This is a genomic window from Sphingomonas sp. CFBP 8765 (genome assembly GCF_014841445.1).
Classification (GTDB): Bacteria; Pseudomonadota; Alphaproteobacteria; order Sphingomonadales; family Sphingomonadaceae; genus Sphingomonas; species Sphingomonas aerolata.
This window is the reverse complement of record NZ_JACYTY010000002.1, coordinates 573765-591747: the sequence shown is the minus strand read 5'-3', so window position 1 is coordinate 591747 and position 17983 is coordinate 573765. Positions and strand designations below refer to the sequence as shown.

13 protein-coding genes are annotated in these 17983 nt (G+C 67.5%); 6 read left to right on the top strand and 7 right to left on the bottom strand.

All coding sequences use genetic code 11. From position 1 onward, the window contains the following. Window positions 1-4 precede the first annotated feature (4 nt). Complete coding sequence (gene clpB / locus IFT87_RS07335; RefSeq protein WP_107930690.1) at window positions 5-2584, top strand: ATP-dependent chaperone ClpB; 2580 nt, start codon at window positions 5-7, stop codon at window positions 2582-2584. Window positions 2585-2657: 73 nt separating this feature from the next. On the opposite strand, the gene IFT87_RS07330 is transcribed toward clpB, so the two are convergent. Both IFT87_RS07330 and IFT87_RS07325 read right to left on the bottom strand, forming a co-directional pair. Next, a complete protein-coding gene (locus IFT87_RS07330; RefSeq protein ID WP_192007968.1) occupies window positions 2658-5693 on the bottom strand; it encodes a TonB-dependent receptor domain-containing protein in 3036 nt (1011 codons plus the stop codon). A gap of 404 nt (window positions 5694-6097) precedes the next feature. Then, window positions 6098-9235: a TonB-dependent receptor domain-containing protein gene (locus IFT87_RS07325; protein ID WP_037530793.1), complete on the bottom strand. Its 3138-nt coding sequence runs from the start codon at window positions 9233-9235 to the stop codon at window positions 6098-6100. A gap of 307 nt (window positions 9236-9542) precedes the next feature. Between IFT87_RS07325 and IFT87_RS07320 the strand changes: the two genes are divergently transcribed. Continuing rightward, a complete protein-coding gene (locus IFT87_RS07320; protein ID WP_249403235.1) occupies window positions 9543-10094 on the top strand; it encodes a hypothetical protein in 552 nt (183 codons plus the stop codon). Window positions 10095-10107: 13 nt separating this feature from the next. Here the strand turns inward: IFT87_RS07320 and IFT87_RS07315 are convergent, their stop codons facing one another. From IFT87_RS07315 to xseA, 3 genes are read right to left on the bottom strand one after another with little or no spacing between them, the layout of a single operon-like run. Continuing rightward, a complete protein-coding gene (locus IFT87_RS07315) occupies window positions 10108-10971 on the bottom strand; it encodes a M23 family metallopeptidase (RefSeq protein ID WP_426290278.1) in 864 nt (287 codons plus the stop codon). Continuing rightward, complete coding sequence (locus IFT87_RS07310) at window positions 10968-11168, bottom strand: DUF2093 domain-containing protein (RefSeq protein WP_031441717.1); 201 nt, start codon at window positions 11166-11168, stop codon at window positions 10968-10970. The genes IFT87_RS07315 and IFT87_RS07310 overlap by 4 nt, the downstream gene beginning before the upstream one ends. A gap of 31 nt (window positions 11169-11199) precedes the next feature. Next, entirely contained in the window at window positions 11200-12663 is a 1464-nt protein-coding gene (xseA, locus tag IFT87_RS07305) for an exodeoxyribonuclease VII large subunit (protein WP_426290279.1), read from the bottom strand. Here xseA and purD point away from each other — a divergent pair. Next, window positions 12662-13933 (top strand): phosphoribosylamine--glycine ligase, encoded by a 1272-nt coding sequence (gene purD / locus IFT87_RS07300; protein WP_192007967.1) that lies wholly within the window; start codon window positions 12662-12664, stop codon window positions 13931-13933. The two genes, xseA and purD, sit on opposite strands and share 2 nt — an antisense overlap. A 133-nt stretch (window positions 13934-14066) precedes the next feature. Continuing rightward, window positions 14067-14858, top strand: coding sequence for a hypothetical protein (locus IFT87_RS07295; protein WP_107045481.1), 792 nt, complete (start codon window positions 14067-14069; stop codon window positions 14856-14858). Window positions 14859-14899: 41 nt separating this feature from the next. On the opposite strand, the gene IFT87_RS07290 is transcribed toward IFT87_RS07295, so the two are convergent. Continuing rightward, window positions 14900-15205, bottom strand: a complete 306-nt coding sequence (locus tag IFT87_RS07290) for a hypothetical protein (protein WP_192007965.1) — start codon at window positions 15203-15205, stop codon at window positions 14900-14902. Between the two features lie 135 nt (window positions 15206-15340). Between IFT87_RS07290 and IFT87_RS07285 the strand changes: the two genes are divergently transcribed. Next, the gene (locus IFT87_RS07285) at window positions 15341-15742 is read left to right on the top strand and encodes a hypothetical protein (protein WP_031440573.1); all 402 of its coding nucleotides are present in this window, start codon (window positions 15341-15343) and stop codon (window positions 15740-15742) included. Between the two features lie 76 nt (window positions 15743-15818). On the opposite strand, the gene IFT87_RS07280 is transcribed toward IFT87_RS07285, so the two are convergent. Further along, window positions 15819-17120 (bottom strand): hemolysin family protein, encoded by a 1302-nt coding sequence (locus IFT87_RS07280; protein WP_056406965.1) that lies wholly within the window; start codon window positions 17118-17120, stop codon window positions 15819-15821. A 140-nt stretch (window positions 17121-17260) separates the two neighbouring features. On the opposite strand from IFT87_RS07280, the gene IFT87_RS07275 reads away from it, so the two are divergent. Next, window positions 17261-17935 (top strand): OmpA family protein, encoded by a 675-nt coding sequence (locus IFT87_RS07275; RefSeq protein WP_031394229.1) that lies wholly within the window; start codon window positions 17261-17263, stop codon window positions 17933-17935. Window positions 17936-17983 lie beyond the last annotated feature (48 nt).

The window sequence follows — 17983 nt, the reverse complement described above, 5'->3', positions numbered from 1 at the left end:
GCCCATGAACATCGACAAATTCACCGACCGCGCGAAAGGCTTCCTCCAGTCCGCGCAGACCGTCGCGATCCGCATGAACCATCAGCGGATCGCGCCCGAGCATCTTCTGAAGGCGCTGCTCGAGGACGAACAGGGCATGGCCGCGGGGCTGATCGCGGCCGCGGGCGGCGACGCGAAGCGCGCGACCGCCGAAACCGATCTTGCGCTCGCGAAGATCCCCGCCGTCTCGGGCTCGGGCGCGCAGACCACGCCGGGCATCGACAATGACGCAGTCCGCGTGCTTGACCAGGCCGAACAGATCGCGACCAAGGCGGGCGACAGCTTCGTCACCGTCGAACGCCTGCTCGTCGCGCTCGCGCTCTCGCTCAACACCGCCGCGGGCAAGGCGCTCAAGACCGGCGGCGTCACCCCCGAGGGGCTCAACACCGCGATCAACAGCGTCCGCCAGGGCCGCACCGCGGACACCGCGGGCGCCGAGGACCGCTATGACGCGCTCAAGAAGTTCGCGCGCGACCTGACCCAGGCGGCGCGCGACGGCAAGCTCGACCCCGTCATCGGCCGCGACGAGGAGATCCGCCGCACGATCCAGATCCTCGCCCGCCGTACCAAGAACAACCCCGCGCTGATCGGCGAACCCGGCGTCGGAAAAACGGCTATCGCGGAAGGTTTGGCGCTGCGCATCGCCAATGGCGACGTCCCCGATACGCTGAAGGATCGCCGGCTCATGTCGCTCGACATGGGCTCGCTCATCGCGGGCGCGAAATATCGCGGCGAGTTCGAGGAGCGGCTGAAGGGTGTGCTCGACGAGGTGAAGGCCGCCGAGGGCGACGTCATCCTGTTCATCGACGAGATGCACCAGCTGATCGGCGCGGGCAAATCCGAAGGCGCGATGGACGCAGGCAACCTCCTCAAGCCAGCCCTCGCCCGCGGCGAGCTCCACTGCGTCGGCGCGACCACGCTCGACGAATATCGCAAGTACGTCGAGAAGGACCCCGCGCTCCAGCGCCGGTTCCAGCCCGTCATGGTCGGCGAACCCACCGTCGAGGACACGATCTCGATCCTGCGTGGCCTGAAGGAGAAATACGAGCTCCACCACGGCGTCCGCATCACCGACGGCGCGATCGTCGCCGCCTCGACGCTGTCGAACCGCTACATCACCGACCGCTTCCTCCCCGACAAGGCGATCGACCTGATGGACGAGGCCGCGTCGCGGATCCGCATGGAGGTCGAGTCGAAGCCCGAGGAGATCGAGAACCTCGACCGCCGCATCATCCAGCTCAAGATCGAGCGCGAGGCGTTGAAGCGCGAGACCGACGAGGCGTCGATCGACCGGCTCGACACGCTCGAGGGCGATCTCGTCAATCTCGAGGAACAGTCCGCCGAGCTGACGACGCGCTGGAAGGGCGAGAAGGACAAGATCAACGCCGAGGCGCGGCTGAAGGAACAGCTCGACGCCGCGCGATTGGAACTCGACCAGGCGCAGCGCTCGGGCGATCTCGCGCGCGCGGGCGAGCTGTCCTACGGCACGATCCCCGGCCTGCAGCGCCAGCTCGACGAGGCCGCCGGCGCGACCAAGGGCGCGATGCTGCGCGAGGAGGTCAATGCCGACGACATTGCCGGCGTCGTCAGCCGCTGGACCGGCATCCCGGTCGAACGGATGCTCCAGGGCGAGCGCGACAAATTGCTCGCGATGGAGGCGACGATCGGCAAGCGCGTCATCGGCCAGGCGCATGCGGTCAAGGCCGTCTCCACCGCGGTCCGGCGCGCACGCGCGGGGCTTCAGGATCCGAACCGTCCGCTCGGCAGCTTCCTGTTCCTCGGGCCAACGGGCGTCGGCAAGACCGAGCTGACCAAGGCGCTCGCCGAATTCCTGTTCGACGATCCCTCGGCGATGGTCCGCATCGACATGAGCGAGTTCATGGAAAAGCACGCGGTCGCACGGCTGATTGGCGCGCCTCCCGGCTATGTCGGCTATGAGGAAGGCGGCGTGCTGACCGAGGCGGTCCGCCGGCGGCCCTATCAGGTGATCCTGTTCGACGAGGTCGAGAAGGCGCATGGCGACGTGTTCAACGTGCTGCTCCAGGTGCTCGACGACGGCCGCCTGACCGACGGCCAGGGCCGCACGGTCGATTTCAGCAACACGCTGATCATCCTGACGAGCAATCTCGGCAGCCAGTATCTCGCCAACATGGCCGAGGGCGACGACGTGTCGTCGGTCGAACCGCAGGTGATGGAGATCGTCCGGTCGCATTTCCGCCCGGAATTCCTCAACCGCCTGGACGAGGTGATCCTGTTTCACCGTCTCGGCCAGGCGCACATGGCGCCGATCGTCGACATCCAGGTGTCGCGCGTCGACAAGCTGCTCGCCGACCGCAAGATCACGCTCGACCTCACCGAAGCCGCCCGCGCCTGGCTCGGCCGCGTCGGCTACGACCCCGTCTACGGCGCGCGTCCCCTCAAACGCGCGGTCCAGCGCTACCTCCAGGACCCGCTCGCCGACATGATCCTGCGCGGCGAGGTCAAGGACGGCGCCACCGTCCATATCGACGAGGGCGACGGGAAACTGGTGCTCGCGGTCGGCTGAGCCCCCGAACCGCAGGCACAAAAAAAGGGCGGCTCCCGAAAGAGCCGCCCCGATATGTCGCGTGGGTATCGGCTTAGAAGTTGAACTTCGCGCCTGCACGATACTGACGACCGAAGATGCCGTCGCCACCCTGGATCGCATTGTACAGATACGCGCCATAGGTGACGGTATCGACCGGCGGCAGGCGATCGAAGAGGTTCAGCGCATTGACGTAGAAGCTGAACTTGTCAGTGACCTTGAAGTTCACGTTCGCATCGACCGTGATGTAGCTCTTCACGTGGCAGTCATTGTACACGGCAGCCTGGCCGCAATCCTTGTATTCGTCGCCCTGATCGGTCGCCGACAGGTCATAGCCCGACGTGTAGTTGACCGTGGTGCTGACCGCGAAGTCGCCGAAGTCGAACGTGTTGAGCCAGTTGCCCTTCCACTCGAACGTCCCCGACCCTGCGGTCAGGTTGAAGTTGCCGAGCGTGCCCTCATAGCGCTGCTTCTCGCCGTCGATCGTCGTGCTGAGCTCGATGATGTAGCTCGCATTCAGGTTCGACGTCCACTTGACCGGGCCGAAGTCATACGCGCCGTTGATGCCGAAATCGATGCCCGACGACTTGATCGTGTCGGCATTGATCAGCTGCGAGCGGACGAAGGCAATCTTCGGACGCGCGTTCGGGTTGTTGACGTCGGGTGCGTCGGCGATGACCTCGAACCCGGCAACCGGTGCGGCACCGGCATAATAGGCTGCGATCGCGGCCGAATTGTCCGGCGTCGTGATCGCACCGGTCTTCTTGATGTTGTAGTAGTCGACGGTCAGCGACACGCTGCGGATCGGGTCGAACTTGAGCCCGCCGGTGAAGCTGCGCGACTTTTCAGGCTTCAGCTCCGGCGATGCCAGCGTCGTCTGTCCGATCGAGTAGGACGTCAGATAGGCCGGGCACGCCGTCGGGTTCGCCTGCGAGCAGCCTGCGCCATATTGGGAAAGGAACGCATCGGGGATCGCCGAGATCTGCTGCGTCACATAGCCCGTCGTCGGCAGTGCATTCGCCTCGCCGAAGCTCGGGATACGGAAGCCGCGCGAATAGGTACCCCGCACCGTGACCTGCTGGAGCGGCGTGAAGATCGCGCCGACCTTCGGCGAGAAGTTGCTCTGCCCGGTCGAATAGTGATCGTAGCGACCCGAACCGTTGAGCGTCAGCACGTCGAGCACCGGTGCGTTGATTTCGGCGAAGGCCGAGCTCACCGTGCGGTTACCCTTGGTACCAAAGGCGTTCAGCGTGAAGTACCGCTGCGTCGCGCCGTTATAGTCGTCGTTCGCGCTGGGCGCGTCGACCGCTTCGTAGAAGATCGAGCCACCGACCGCGACGCGCAGGTCGCCGCCGGGCAGCGTGGCAAGCGACTTCTGGACGGTCAGCTGCGCCTGATAGAGATCCGACGTCGTGTCGGTGATGTTCTCGGGCGTCAGATAATCGCGCACTGCCTGGGTGTTGAGGCCCGGGTTGACGAAGTTGTAGCTGCCGTCGGCAATGACGTTGAGCAGGTTCTGGATATAGACATACCCGTTGGTCTTCACCCGCAGGTCGGTGTGCATCGCCGTTGCGTTGAAGTCATAGTCGAAGCCGTTGAGGACCGTGCCCTTGAGGCCGAATGCGGCACGGTACACGCGGCTGCGGGTCTCGTTCTGCGTGACCGTGTCGGGCAGCGCGCCGACGAGGCGAGCGACCTGGCCCTGGGCCGCGAACGGGTTGTTCGGGTTCAGCGTGCCGTTCGTCGGACCGCAGTTCACGCGCGCGGCGCAGACATAGACCGGCAATGCCAGGACGCCCGAGCCCGCGGCCAGCGCGGCAGTCTGCGCCTGCGAGGTCGAGAACTGCGGCGAGAGGATGCCGGCCGGTGCGTTACCGCGGATGACCGACGGACGACCGGTATAGTTGCTCGCCGACTGGGCGAAATTGACCAGCAGATATGCCTCGGAGTCGGCACCGACCTTTGCGCTGAAACGGGCCGAGCCGCCGAAACGCTCGATGTTCGGCGTCACCATGTCGTACTTGTTGGTGTTGTCGACCTGGCAGACCGTGGTCGGCGTCGTCACGTTCGCCGGCGTGGCGAGCTGCGCGGCGGTCGGGTTGTAGGGGGTGCCGTTGAGGCAGCCCGCTGCCGGGTTCAGCAGCTGGTACCGGCCCGATGCGACCGTGTTCGCGGCGTCGGCCGGACGGACGTAGAAATTGCCCGTACCGATCGCGAAGCCGTTGAGGGCGCCGTTCGCGTCAAGGCCGTTCGCCGTGTTGTTCGGGCCGCACTGCGTGGTGCCGGTGCGGTTGGAACAGATCCCGGTCAGGTTGTCCGAATTGAAGGGCGCCGGCAGGTCGCGCTGGTACACGCCCTCGTTGCGGAAATAGAAGCCGCTGACATAGGCGTTGTAGCCCTTCTCGTCGAGGTCGCCGGTACCCGCGGTCAGCGTCAGCCGCTGGTTGGCGTTGTTGCCGTTCTCGGAGATGCCGGCCTCGGCGCGACCGCTGATGCCGTTGAACTTGCGCTTGGTGATCACGTTGACCACGCCTGCAATGGCATCGGCACCGTAGCTCGACGATGCGCCGTCGCGCAGCACGTCGATGCGCTCGACGATGTCGTCGGGGATGGTGTTCAGATCGACGAAGTTGCGCGATCCGTCATCCGACAGCGGGTAATAGGCGGCGCGCAGGCCGTCGAACAGCACGAGCGTCGAGTTGGTCGACAGGCCACGCAGCGACACCGAAGACGCGCCCGCGGCGAATGCGCCGTTGGCGGTGAACGAGTTGGTCAGCGCCGGGCCGTTGTTCGACGACAGCGCCTGGATGCCGGCCTGCACCGTGTTGATGCCGCGCGAATCCAGATTTTCGGTGGTCAGCGTGGTGACGGGCGAAATGCCGGTATCGGTACCGCGGATGATCGATCCGGTGACGACGATCTCGTCGCCGGCGGCGGGCTGGTTCTGCGCGGCGACGTCGCTCGACGGGACACCGTTCTGCTCGGGCGGCGTCGCCTGCTGCGCGAACGCCGGCGCCGCCATGGCGAACGCGAACGGCGTCGCAGCCGCGAGCAGGAGCGCCTTCTTGGTCAACGAAATGCTGGTCATCATGATCCCTCGCTTGAACCCGGTCGCCCGCATCGCGGTACGCCGGGCAATTTTCCGCCCCTTTCATCGCGCCGAAGCACGACCCCGAAGGACATGGCGATGGGATGGAGGTGCTGTCGCATCCTGTAAAGAATGCATCCGGGCGGCCGAATGCTTTGGCAATCTCGTGTAGCGAAAAAGACACAATCACTGGTGCTTTTTCTTAAAATCTGTTGCTTTTTCCGACAGCAGATCATCGCTACGCATAATAATTAGGCAAAGGCATTTTCACGTCGCACCCGCGACAGGCGCTCGGCGAGGCCTTGGTCCGGGCTTCAGCGTCACTCCGGACCGGCCGCCCGAACCAAAAAAAAGGGGCGGCGGATCCATGATCCGCCGCCCCCCGATATCGCGTCCGAAAGGATCGCTTACATGTCGATCGTCAGGCCGACGAACAGGTACCGGCCGAGTGCATCATAGATGCCCGGATAGGTGTTGCCGTTGCCGAACGAGCCGATCGGCGAGGCTGTCGCGCTGAGGATCGGCGGCGTCTTGTCGAGCACGTTGTTGACGCCGAGGCGGTAGGTGACCTTGTCCGCGACCCGGATGGTGGCGGCGAGATCGAAATAGTCCTGCGCCTTCACGCGGCCGTCATTGGCGAAGAACGGGCCGGCCAGGTCGGCATCGCTGCTGGTCCGCTCGAACTTGGTCGCCGACAGATGGCGCCAGTTGCCCGACAGGCCGATGCCGCCCAGCGTGGTCAGCGACAGACGCGCCTGGTGACGCCACTTGGACATCGGATAGCCGCACTGTGCGCCGTACAGGCCCGCGCAATCGAACTTGGTGCCGACCTTGTCCGACGTGAACTTGTCGACATAGGTGCCGTTGAACGACAGGCCGATCGTGCCGATGCTGTCCGAGCGATAGGTATAGCCCGCCGAGGTCTCGATCCCCTGCGTGGTCAGCGACCCTGCATTGACGTTGGTGTCTACGATGAAGCCCGCATTGCCCTGCCACAGCGTGCCGTTGGCATCGCGGTTGATCGCACTGCAGAACTGGTCGTCGGCGGTCTGGAGGCACTGCGCGATGATCGTGTCCGCGCCGACGACGCCGATCCGGTCCTTCAGCTTGATGCGGAAGCCGTCGACCGACAGGTTGAAGCCCGGCAGGAACGACGGCCGCAGGATCACGCCCGCGGTGAACGTGTCGGCCTTTTCGGGGCGCAGGTTCGGGTTGCCGCCGAGCAGGCCGTTATACTGCTCGGACGGGTTGGCGGCGATCAGGCCGAACCGGTTCGCGGGAACGCCGGTCAGCGCGCACTGCGCGGCGGTGTTGCCGTTGACCAGGCCATTGACCGCGGCGCCGGCGCAGGGATCGGTCGCACCGTCGAGCTGGACCGACTGCTGCGCGAACAGCTCCTGCGTGTTCGGCGCGCGGACCGCACGGTTGTAGCCGCCGCGGAAGCGGACGTCGGAGACCGGCGCCCAGACCAGCTCACCCTTGTACGAATGCGCCGAACCCGCGGTGCTGTAGCTCGAATAGCGATAGCCGCCATTGACCGTCAGCTCGTTGACGAACGGGCGGTCGCTGACCAGCGGCACCTGGATTTCGCCGAACACTTCCTTGACGGTGTAGCTGCCGCGGATCGGCAACGTCGCGCCGCCCTGGCCGGCCAGATCGCCGCTCAGGAACGCGTTGTCGACTTCGAGGCTCAGCGATTCCTTGCGGTACTCGCCACCGACGTTCAGCGCGATGCCCTCGCTCGCGAACGGCGACTGCACGCCGTATTCGGCGCCCTTGAAGGTGAAGTTCGCGTTGAGGACGGTTTCCTTGTTCTCGCCCGACTGGAAGCCCGGGGTCTGGACATAGTTCAGCGCCTCGGGCGTGATCCCGGCCGCGCCGAAGATGTTGAGCGGGACGCAGTTCGGATCGGTGCCGTCGACGACCGAGCGGCAGACCGCCTGGCCGAGCGTCGCCGAGCCGGGACGCGTGTCGGTGATCGCGTCGAGCGCACGCGTGGTGCGCGAGATCGAGAATTCATTGCGATACACCTGGCTGAACACGGTGCTGCCGAACTGGCCATAGGCCTCGTACGAGATGCCCTTGTCGATATCGCCGGTCGCGCCCGCGACGAAGCGATACTGGGTGTGGCGAAGATCCGCCTGACGCCCGCCGCCCTCGACGTTGCGACGGCCGATGCGGACTTTCGCCTGCTGATACTGCGAGCCGTCCGGGTTGGTCAGATTGACCACCGCGCCATTGGCGTCGGTCACCAGGTTGGACGCACGGCAGAAGGTCGAGACCTGCGCCGCCGACAGCAGCGGGTTGTTGCAGTTCAGGACCGTCGTGTTATTGAAATCACCTGACGGCGCGATCTGCGCGACCGAGCGATCGTCCATGAACATGAAGTCGGCATAGGGCTTGAACGCGTCGCTGACTTCATACTTGGCGAGGAAGCCCGCGGTGTAGCGCGTGTCCGGACGCTGGTAATAGTTCAGCGGGTTGGCGTTGTAGAGCGTCCGCCCCGCGACGAGCTGGCCTGCTGCGTTCAGCGTATAGCCGGTCGGCGGCCCGCCCTCGGTCGCATCGCCGAGCGTGAAGTTCGCCGGGAACGCAGTCGCCGATCCGCCGCAGACATAATCGTTGCCGACATTGCCCGACGGCGCGTTCAGCCCGCACGAGCTATAGTCGCGCGACCCCTGCAGGATCGCGCCGATCTTGCGATAGCCGCCATAGCCGACGACATGGCCGCGGCCGTCGCTGGTTGCCGCGCCGACCTTGAAGTTGATGTCGAACTGCGTGCCGTCGAACGCCTGGCCGCTCGGCGCGGGATAGCCGCTTGCCGCCGACAGCGCCTGGAACCGCTCGCTGCGGTTGTTGTGGTTGTTGATGCCGCCCGACACGTCGACGCTGAAGCCTTCGTAATCGGTGTCGAGCACGAAGTTGACGACGCCCGCGATCGCGTCCGACCCATAGACCGAACCGGCGCCGCCGGTCAGCACGTCGACGCGCTTGATCAGCGAGGCGGGGATCATGTTGACGTCGGCGGCCGCACTCGCGGTGCTGCTCGACGAGGGGTTGCCCGGCATCAGGCGGCGGCCGTTGATCAGCACCAGCGTGCGCGATTCACCCAGGTTGCGCAGGTTGATCGTCGCCGTACCGGTCGACCCGTTCGACACCGACGAGGTCTGCGTCGCGAACGACGCCGGCAGGCTGTTGAGCACGTCCTCGATGCGCGTCGCGCCACGCAGCTTGATGTCCGCCGCGTTGACCACGGTGATCGGGCTGGCAGAGGTCAGGTTGGGGTTCGAGATACGCGATCCGGTGACGACGATGTCGGTGCTCGCGGCGGTTCCGGCTGCAGCGGGATCCTCGCTCGGCGTGTTCGAGACTGCCGGGGTCGTCGCTGCCGCGCCGTCGTCGCTGGTGGTGCTCTGCGGTGCGGGAGCCGGCTCGGCTGCCGGTGCAGGAGCCGGTGCGGTCTGGGCCGCTGCCGGCAGCGCGACGACGGCGCCCGCGATCATCGTGGACGCGAGCAGGCAATCCCGAAACATATGATTCCGCATGTATTCATTCCCCTTTCGCGCCGTCGATCCGTGATGACTGACGCGATGTGTTGCGGCGCGCTCCGGCGCGCTGACTGGGGGCCGGTTACGCAAACGGCAGCGCTTTTGTCCAAAATAAAATTGTAAAATAGTAACGGATCATCGCATTGACGTACCATTGTTACAAAAAGGCAACATCGCGAATCCTGCGCCCTGCGGCGGGTTTTCCGAAGGAATCAAAGGGGATATTCCGGGGATGGCGGGCCCTGCGCGCCCCCGCCCCGGATCGGCCCCGGATTGCCGAAGCCGATACGAGGATGACACGGACATGCACATATCGACACGACGCGCGGCCCCCGGCCTGCTGATCGCCGGCCTGCTGACCACCGCCCTGCTGATCGCGGGCCTGCCGTCCGCTGCGACCGCGGGGTCGCCGCGCGGCGGACGCGCGCCGGTGCTGGTCGCGCTCACCCAGTGCCGCACGCTGCCGGACACCGCCGCGCGGCTCGCCTGTTTCGACCGCTCGGTCGCCGCGCTCGAACAGGCCGAAGCGAACCGGACGATCGTCATCATCGATCAGCAGCAGGTGCGCGAGACGCGACGCGCGGTGTTCGGCATCGCGCTCCCCGAGACGGGCCTGCTCGGCAAGGCCGAGGACCTGCCGCAGATCGAGGCGGTTCTCGCGGGTGCGTCGGTCGACGACTCCGGCCATTGGCGCTTCCAGCTCGCCGACGGCGCGCGCTGGATCCAGACCGACGACAATGTGATCGCCCGGCGCCCGCGCGCGAAGGATGCGGTCGTCATCAAGCGCGCCGCACTCGGCAGTTTCCGGATGAGCGTCGGCGGTCAGCCCGCGGTCAAGGTCCGCCGCCTCAACTAGACGTCGCGCGCTCTTACTTCATCACCCCCGCCACCAGCAACGGATCGAGCTTCGCGTCCCCCCAGCGCAGGCTCCAGTGGAGATGCGGACCCGTCGCGCGGCCGCTATTGCCCACCGCGCCGACCGGCTGGCCCCGCGTCACCCGATCGCCCGGCTTCACGTCGATCCGCGACAGATGCAGGAACGCGCTGTTCAGCCCCATGCCGTGGTCGATCATCAGCAGATTGCCCTCCAGCGTGAAGGGGTGGTCCGCGGCCAGGATCACCACGCCGTCCGCGGGCGCGACCACGGTCGTCCCCGTCGGCCGCGCGATGTCGATCCCCGAATGATAGGATCCCGCCTCGCCATTGGCATAGACGCGCTGCGACCCGAACAACGTCGAGATCCGCCCCGTCACCGGCCAGACGAACGCCTGCCGCCAGCCGTCCGACAGCGCCGCGATCCGCCGCGCCGCGACGATCTGGGCCAGCTCACCGGGCCGGATCCGCGCGAATTCGGGCGCGGGGACCGGATATTTGGGCAGGCTCGACAGCCGCGAAATGTCCCAGCCGCGCGCCGCTATCATCAGCGGCTGCTGCACGACGCGCCCGTCCGCCAGCGTCGCGACGAGCATCGCCTGCGTGCCCGCATCACGGTCGAACCCCGCGACGAAGCGGCGATCGGGCGCGACCGTCACCGCCCGCCCGTCGAGCGTCAGCGCGCGCGTCCCCGCAGGCGCAGTGCCCAGGATCAGCCCGCCCTGGCTCAGCGTCCCGGTCCAGACGAACCCCGTCGCCGCGGGAACGGCCGCGACAGGCGCCGGCACGGTCTGCGCGACGCCGCCCGACGCGAGCAGCGCCACTGGCAGCACCAACGGCAGCAGCAGCGTGCGGATCACCGCGGCTTCATCGCCTCGGCGGCGCCCGCCGCGGTCGCATAGGCCTCCTGCCGCTCGACGCTCCAGTAGCGCAGATCCTCGAGCAGGATGCGGTGGCCGGTGACCGCGCACACGACATGATCCCCCGGGCTCAGCACGCGAAACCCGTTCGCCATGTAGTGCAGCTTGGCGGCGCGGTCGGAATTGGACATCAGCATCGGATTTCTCTCGTCGTCACAGGGGGAAGGATCAGAACAGGGTCGGCTGGCGCGGCGCGGCACCGGCGGCAGCGGACGGGGCGGCAGACGGCGTCGGCCGGCTCGCCGGCTTCGGCCTGGCGGCGACCTCGCTGTCACCCCCATCGACGGTCGCATCGACCATCCCGTCACGGAAATGCAGCGTCAGCGCCCCCGCTGCACGCGCCGCCGCCGCCGACGCCAGCGTCGTGCCCCCCGGAGCCCGAGACGTCACCCGCGCATAGCCACGGTCGAGGATCGCATCGGGGTTGAGCGACTGGACCAGCCGCCACGTCGCATCGAGCCGCGCCCGCGCGCCCTCCAGCTTGCGCTCGAGCGTCGCCGGCCGCAGCGCCGCGCCCGACCGGTCGAGGCTCCCGCGCGCCAGCGTCAGCCGCCGCTCGAGCCCGCGATCGAGCCGCTGCCCGGCATCGTCCGCACGCTGCCGCTGCGGCCCGAGCAGCTGGTCGCGCTTGGGCAGATGCCGCGCCAGCGCGTCGAGCCGCTCGCGCCCGCGCTCGACATAGCGTCGCGCACACCGCTCGGTCCGGTTGCGGTGGCTGTCGATCGTCAGCCTCAGGTCGGCGAGCACCGGCACCGCGATCTCGGCCGCCGCGGTCGGCGTCGGCGCGCGCAGGTCGGCGGCATAGTCGCACAAGGTCGTGTCGGTCTCATGGCCCACCGCGGAGATGATCGGGATCGAGCAGGCGGCGACCGCGCGCACGACGACCTCCTCGTTGAACGACCAGAGATCCTCGACCGACCCGCCACCGCGCGCGACGATCACCAGATCGGGGCGCGGCACCGGTCCGCCGGGCGCGATCGCATCGAACCCGCGCACCGCCGCGGCGATCTCGGCCGCCGATCCCTCGCCCTGCACCTTGACCGGCCAGACGATGACGTGCGTCGGACAGCGATCCTCGAGCCTGTGGAGAATGTCGCGGATCACCGCGCCCGTCCCCGACGTGACCACGCCGATCACCTGCGGCATGAACGGCAGCGGCTTCTTGGCCGCCGCGTCGAACAGCCCCTCGCCGCCGAGCTTCGCCTTCAGCTTCTCGAGCAGCGCCATCAGCGCGCCCGCGCCCGCCAGCTCCATCCGGTCGATCACGATCTGGTATTTCGACCGCCCCGGATAGGTCGTCAGCTTGCCCGTCGCGATCACCTCGACGCCGTCCTGCGGCACGAAGGCGAGCCGCGCCGCGCTCCCCTTCCAGATCACGCCGTCGATCACCGCCTGATCGTCCTTCAGCGCCATGTAGCAATGCCCCGACGCCACGCGCTTCCATCCCGAAATCTCGCCGCGCAGGCGGACATGGCCGAATTCGCCCTCGACCATCCGCTTCAGCTTGAACGCGAGTTCGCCGACCGACATGGCGAGTGCGTTGTCGCCGGCGACCGGCTCGGCTACCAGCCGCCCCATATCGCTCGCCAGCATGTCGCTGGACACGACGTCATCGGAAAAGGGATCGGGCATGAACGTCCTGCTGTTAGGCTCGGGGGGCCGCGAACATGCGCTCGCGTGGAAGCTGGTGCAATCGGCCAGCTTTTCTCCAGGCCTCGATACGCTCTATGCCGCGCCGGGCAACCCCGGCATTGCCAGCCTTGCGACGCTCGTGCGTCTCGATGCGACGGATCACGCGTCCGTCGTCGCCTTCGTCCGCGAGAAAGCCATCGGCCTCGTCGTGATCGGCCCCGAGGCGCCGCTCGTCGACGGCCTCGCTGATAGCCTGCGCGCCGCCGCCATCCCCGTCTTCGGTCCGTCCAGGGCCGCCGCCCAGCTCGAAGGGTCGAAGGGCTTCACCAAGGATCTGTGCACGCGCGCCGGCATCCCGACCGCGGGCTATGTCCGCGTCGCGAGCCGTGCAGATGCCGACGTCGCGCTCACCCGCACCTTCTCGCTGCCCGTGGTCATCAAGGCCGACGGGCTCGCCGCGGGCAAGGGCGTCGTCATCGCCTTCACCCGCGCCGAGGCCGACGCCGCGCTCGACGCGCTGTTCGCGGACGGCGAGGCGGAGGCGGTGATCGAGGAATTCCTCGAAGGCGAGGAGGCGAGCCTCTTCGTCCTCACCGACGGCACTACGCTGATGCCGTTCGGCTCGGCGCAGGATCACAAGCGCGTCGGCGAGGGCGATACCGGCCCCAATACCGGCGGCATGGGCGCCTACAGCCCCGCCCCCGTCCTCACCGCCGCGCTCGAACAGCGTGCGCTCGACGAGATCGTCGCCCCCACCGTCGCCGCGATGGCGGCGGACGGGATCCCGTTCAGCGGCGTCCTCTATGCCGGCCTCATGCTCACCGCGCAGGGCCCCAAGCTGATCGAATATAACGCGCGCTTCGGCGATCCCGAGACGCAGGTGCTGATGATGCGGTTCGAGGGCGACCTGATCGCGACGATGCTCGCGGTGGCAGAGGGCCGCCTCGCCGACCTGCCCCCCGCCCGCTTCAGCGCCGCCACCGCGCTGACCGTGGTGATGGCGGCCGAGGGTTATCCCGGCACGCCAAAGGCAGGCGGCGCGATCATCGGCCTCGATTCGGCACGCGCGGCGGGCGGCACCGTCTTCCACGCCGGCACCCGGCTCGAGGATGGCGGCCTCGTCGCCGCGGGCGGCCGCGTCCTAGCGGTCACCGCCACCGGCGACGACCTCGCCTCCGCCCAGGCCAACGCCTACCGCGCGGTCGAGGCGATCGATTTCGAAGAAGGCTTCTACCGCCGCGACATAGGCTGGCGCGAACTCACCCGCTGACCCGAAGCAAAAAGCCCCTCCCCTTCAGGGGAGGGGTTGGGGTGGGGCGCATCCCCAAACGCAACGCCACTGATACCACCGCCAACGCGCATTAAGTCTCGCCCCCCCCGACCCACCCCGCTACTATAGGCAAATGAACGAAACTTCCGCGACGTCCGCCTCGGGCGACAGCCTGCTCCCCGACGGCATCACCACGCTGACGACGATCCATTTCGCGATCATCGCGGTGCTCGCGCTCTTCGTGATCGCCGGGCTGCTCTGGGGCATCAAGGCCAAGCGCAGCCGCAAAAAGGCGTCGCGCGACGTCATCGCCAACGCGCGCGAAGCCGGCGTCGAACCAGCACCCGAGCCGACCCCCGAGCTGCCCGCCGCGCCGACCCCCGCCGCCGCCCCAGCTCCCGAAACGCGCCCGGCCCCGAAACCGACCCCCGCACCCAGCCAGTCGCAGGTCCAGACCGCCCCGACCCCGATTCCGGTCGCGCCTGCACCGCAGCCAGTCGCCCCCGCGCCCGCGCCCGCTCCCGCGCCAACCCCCGCGCCGCTGTCCGACGAACCGATCGCCGCCGCCAGCTTCGACGCCAACCCCGCCGCCGAAGCCGCCACTCCGACCGAGGCGCCAGCCCCCACTCCGACACCCACCCCGGCACCCGCCCCGGCCCCGGCTCCAGCCCCAGCGGTCGACCACGCAGCCGCCCCCGTCACCCAGCTCAAGGGCCTCGGTCCCAAGGTCGCCACCCGCCTCGCGGAACTGGGCGTCACCACCGTCGGCGACATGGCCGCACTCTCCGAAACCGAAGCGCAGAACATCGACGCGCAGCTCGGCGCCTTCACCGGCCGCATGGGCCGCGACCGCTGGATCGAACAATCCCGCCTCCTCGCCGCCGGCGACAAGCCCGGCTTCGAAGCGGTCTTCGGCAAACTCTGACACGCAGGCCGCGCATCAGCGGCCTGCTTCATCCCGACAGGCTATTTCCGACCGAGCGTCTCGATCGCCGCATTGCACCATGCGGGATCCTTCGGATGCTGGCTGCCCTTGCCGATCCGGCTGATGAGATACGGCTCGTCGGCGGGGTTGGCCTTGGCCACGGCAAGGAACGTGTCCATGTCGGCGGCGGCGATAAAGCGCGAACAGCGACCCGCGATTTCCATCGTGTCGCCCAGCCCACGAAGCGGGGCGAACACCGTCCGGTCATCCGCCGGCCGCACGATCACCGGTGGCGCCATCTGCCCCGAGGCAGCTTGCAGCAATATGACAAAGGCTATGATGGTCATGGCCGACACTAGCACGAACATCCGCCACCGCCCGCGTTGACGCGGACGCTGCCTCACGCACCGTTAACGAATTTCATCCACGACAAGGAAAACCAATAAGGCGGCGGACAGGCTATGCAGCAACCACGATACGGGATGGCAAAGGGGCTGCTGATCCTTGCGTATCTATGTCTGGGTCCAATCGTCTGCGCTACTGTCGCCTTCGACAAGCCTGTCATTATCCTGGCGGTCGGTTCGGCCGTTGGCGTGTTCCTTGGTCCCGTCCTGCACCGTCTGGCAAACAGCGAGCATGCGGAAACCGTCGCACACGAAAAGGTCGACGCCGAAGCAAGGATCGCCATGCTCGTGTGCGCAATCCTGTTCGTCGCCCTGTGCGTCTACGTCATCTATAGCTCGTGGTATGACTACCAATCACTTCGCGACGTCCCGATCTACGGGGTCGGAATGATCTATGCGCCGTCTCTTGTAGTCGGAATCGCGGTTTTTGCCTGCGTGCGGTACGTGTCGCGACGGCTTAAAATCTCGGGCAACCGCTAAGCGTCGAAACAATGAGCGCCCGGGTAAATCAACCGGGTCGGTGATCCGGCGCGTTCAAGCCCCGCCCCCGCCAGCCTCAAACCTCGCTGACGAGCAGCTTGTCGATCCGTCGCCCGTCCAGATCGACGATCTCGAACTTCCACCCCTGTTCGACGAAGCTCTCGCCCTCGCCGGGCAGATGGCGGAACACCGCGAGCGCCAGCCCCGCGACGGTCGCGTAGTCGCGGTCCTCGGGCAGGTCGATGCCCAGCCGGTCGGCCAGCGCATCCGCCGCCATCGTGCCGGCGACCAGCAGCGAACCGTCGTCGCGCACCACCACCGACGGCGAATCGTCCGGGTCGGCATCCGACTTGAACTCGCCCGCGATCGCCGCGAGCAGGTCGGCGGGGGTCACGATCCCCTCGAAATGCCCGTATTCGTCATGGATCAGCGCCATCGGCACCTCGGCCTGACGCAGCGCGATCAGCGCGTCCATCGCGTCGATCTGGTCGATCACCACCGGCGCCTTGCGCATCAGCACGTTGAGGTCGAGCGGTTCCCCGCGGAACAGCGCGGCGGCGATGTCGCGCGCCTGCACCACGCCGCGCACCCGGTCGATCGACCCGTCGCCGACCGGCAGCCGCGTGTGCTGCGACGCGAGCAGCGTGTCGCGGATCTCGTCGGCATCCCAGTTGCAGTCGAGCCAGTCGATATCGGTCCGCGGCGTCATCACCTCGCGCACCGGGCGGTCGGCGAGCCGCACCACGCCCGAGATGATCGAGCGCTCATGCTCCTCGATCACGCCCGACTTGGACGCCTCGGCGACGATCAGGTGGAGCTCCTCGGCGGTGACATGCTCCTCCGATTCGCGGTTGAGGCGCAGCGCCTTGAAGATCAGCGCGCTCGTCGAATCGAGCACCCACACGATCGGCGCGGTGATGATCGCCAGCCAGCGCATCGGCCGCGCCATGAACGCGGCGATCGTCTCGGGCGATCGCAGCGCGAATTGCTTGGGCACCAGCTCGCCGATGATCAGCGAGGCATAGGTGGTCAGGCCGATGACGATCGCGAAGCCCGCGGTCTCCGCCGTGCTCGCGCTCAGCCCCAGCGCCTGCAGCCGCGCCGCGGTCGGCGTGCCCAGACTCGCACCCGAATAGGCGCCCGCGAGGATCCCGATCAGCGTGATGCCGATCTGCACGGTCGACAGGAACTTGCCGGGGTCGGCGGCGAGCAGCAGCGCGGCGCTCGCGCCCTTGCGCCCGGTCCGCGCCAGCGCGTCGAGCCGCGCACGCCTGGACGACACGATCGCAAGCTCGCTCATCGCGAACACGCCGTTCAACGCGACGAGCGCGAGGATGATCGCGACGTCGATCCAGGGGAAGGGGGGAAGCGGTGCCATTGGCTCGATCGTCTCTTGGCGCACATTCGCGCGCTTCACAACCGGTCTCGACACTTATCGTCATTGGGCGTTCAGTGCGCAGGTGGAACAATCGCCGAATATGCCGGGTTATCTGCGGCATGACCAAAAGGGACAGAGACATGAAGGCCAAGGGTATATTCATCGGCGCAGCGCTCGCCGCACTCGTCACGACGTCGGCCTGCACGACCGATCCGGAGACGGGCCAGCGCACGATCTCGAAGACCGCGCTCGGCGGCATCGGCGGCGCGCTCGGCGGCTATCTGCTCGGCGACATCGTCGGCGGGCGTAACGACCGCACCGAGAAGCTGCTCGGCGCCGGCATCGGCGGCCTCGCGGGTGCGGGCGTCGGCGCGTACATGGACAAGCAGGAGCGCGATCTGCGTGCGCGCACCGCAGGGACCGACGTCCAGGTGATCCGCCAGGGCGATGACCTCGTCCTCAACATCCCGTCGGGCATCACCTTCGCCTATGACAGCGCGACCGTGCAGCCGCAGTTCCAGCGCACGCTCGATCAGGTCGCGGACACGCTGCGCCAGTATAACCAGACCTATATCGACGTGTACGGCCACACCGATTCGACCGGCAGCGACTCCTACAACCAGACCCTGTCGCAGCGCCGGGCGACCTCGGTCGCGGATTACCTGTCGAGCCACGGCGTCCAGTCCGCCCGCATCGGCACCCGCGGCTACGGCGAAAGCCAGCCGATCGCCTCGAACGACACCGACGCCGGCCGCGCCGCCAACCGCCGCGTCGAGGTCAAGATCGTCCCCATCACCCAGAACGACCTCCGCTAACTCCACCGTCCGCCCGCCCCTCCGTCATCCCGGCGAAAGCCGGGACCC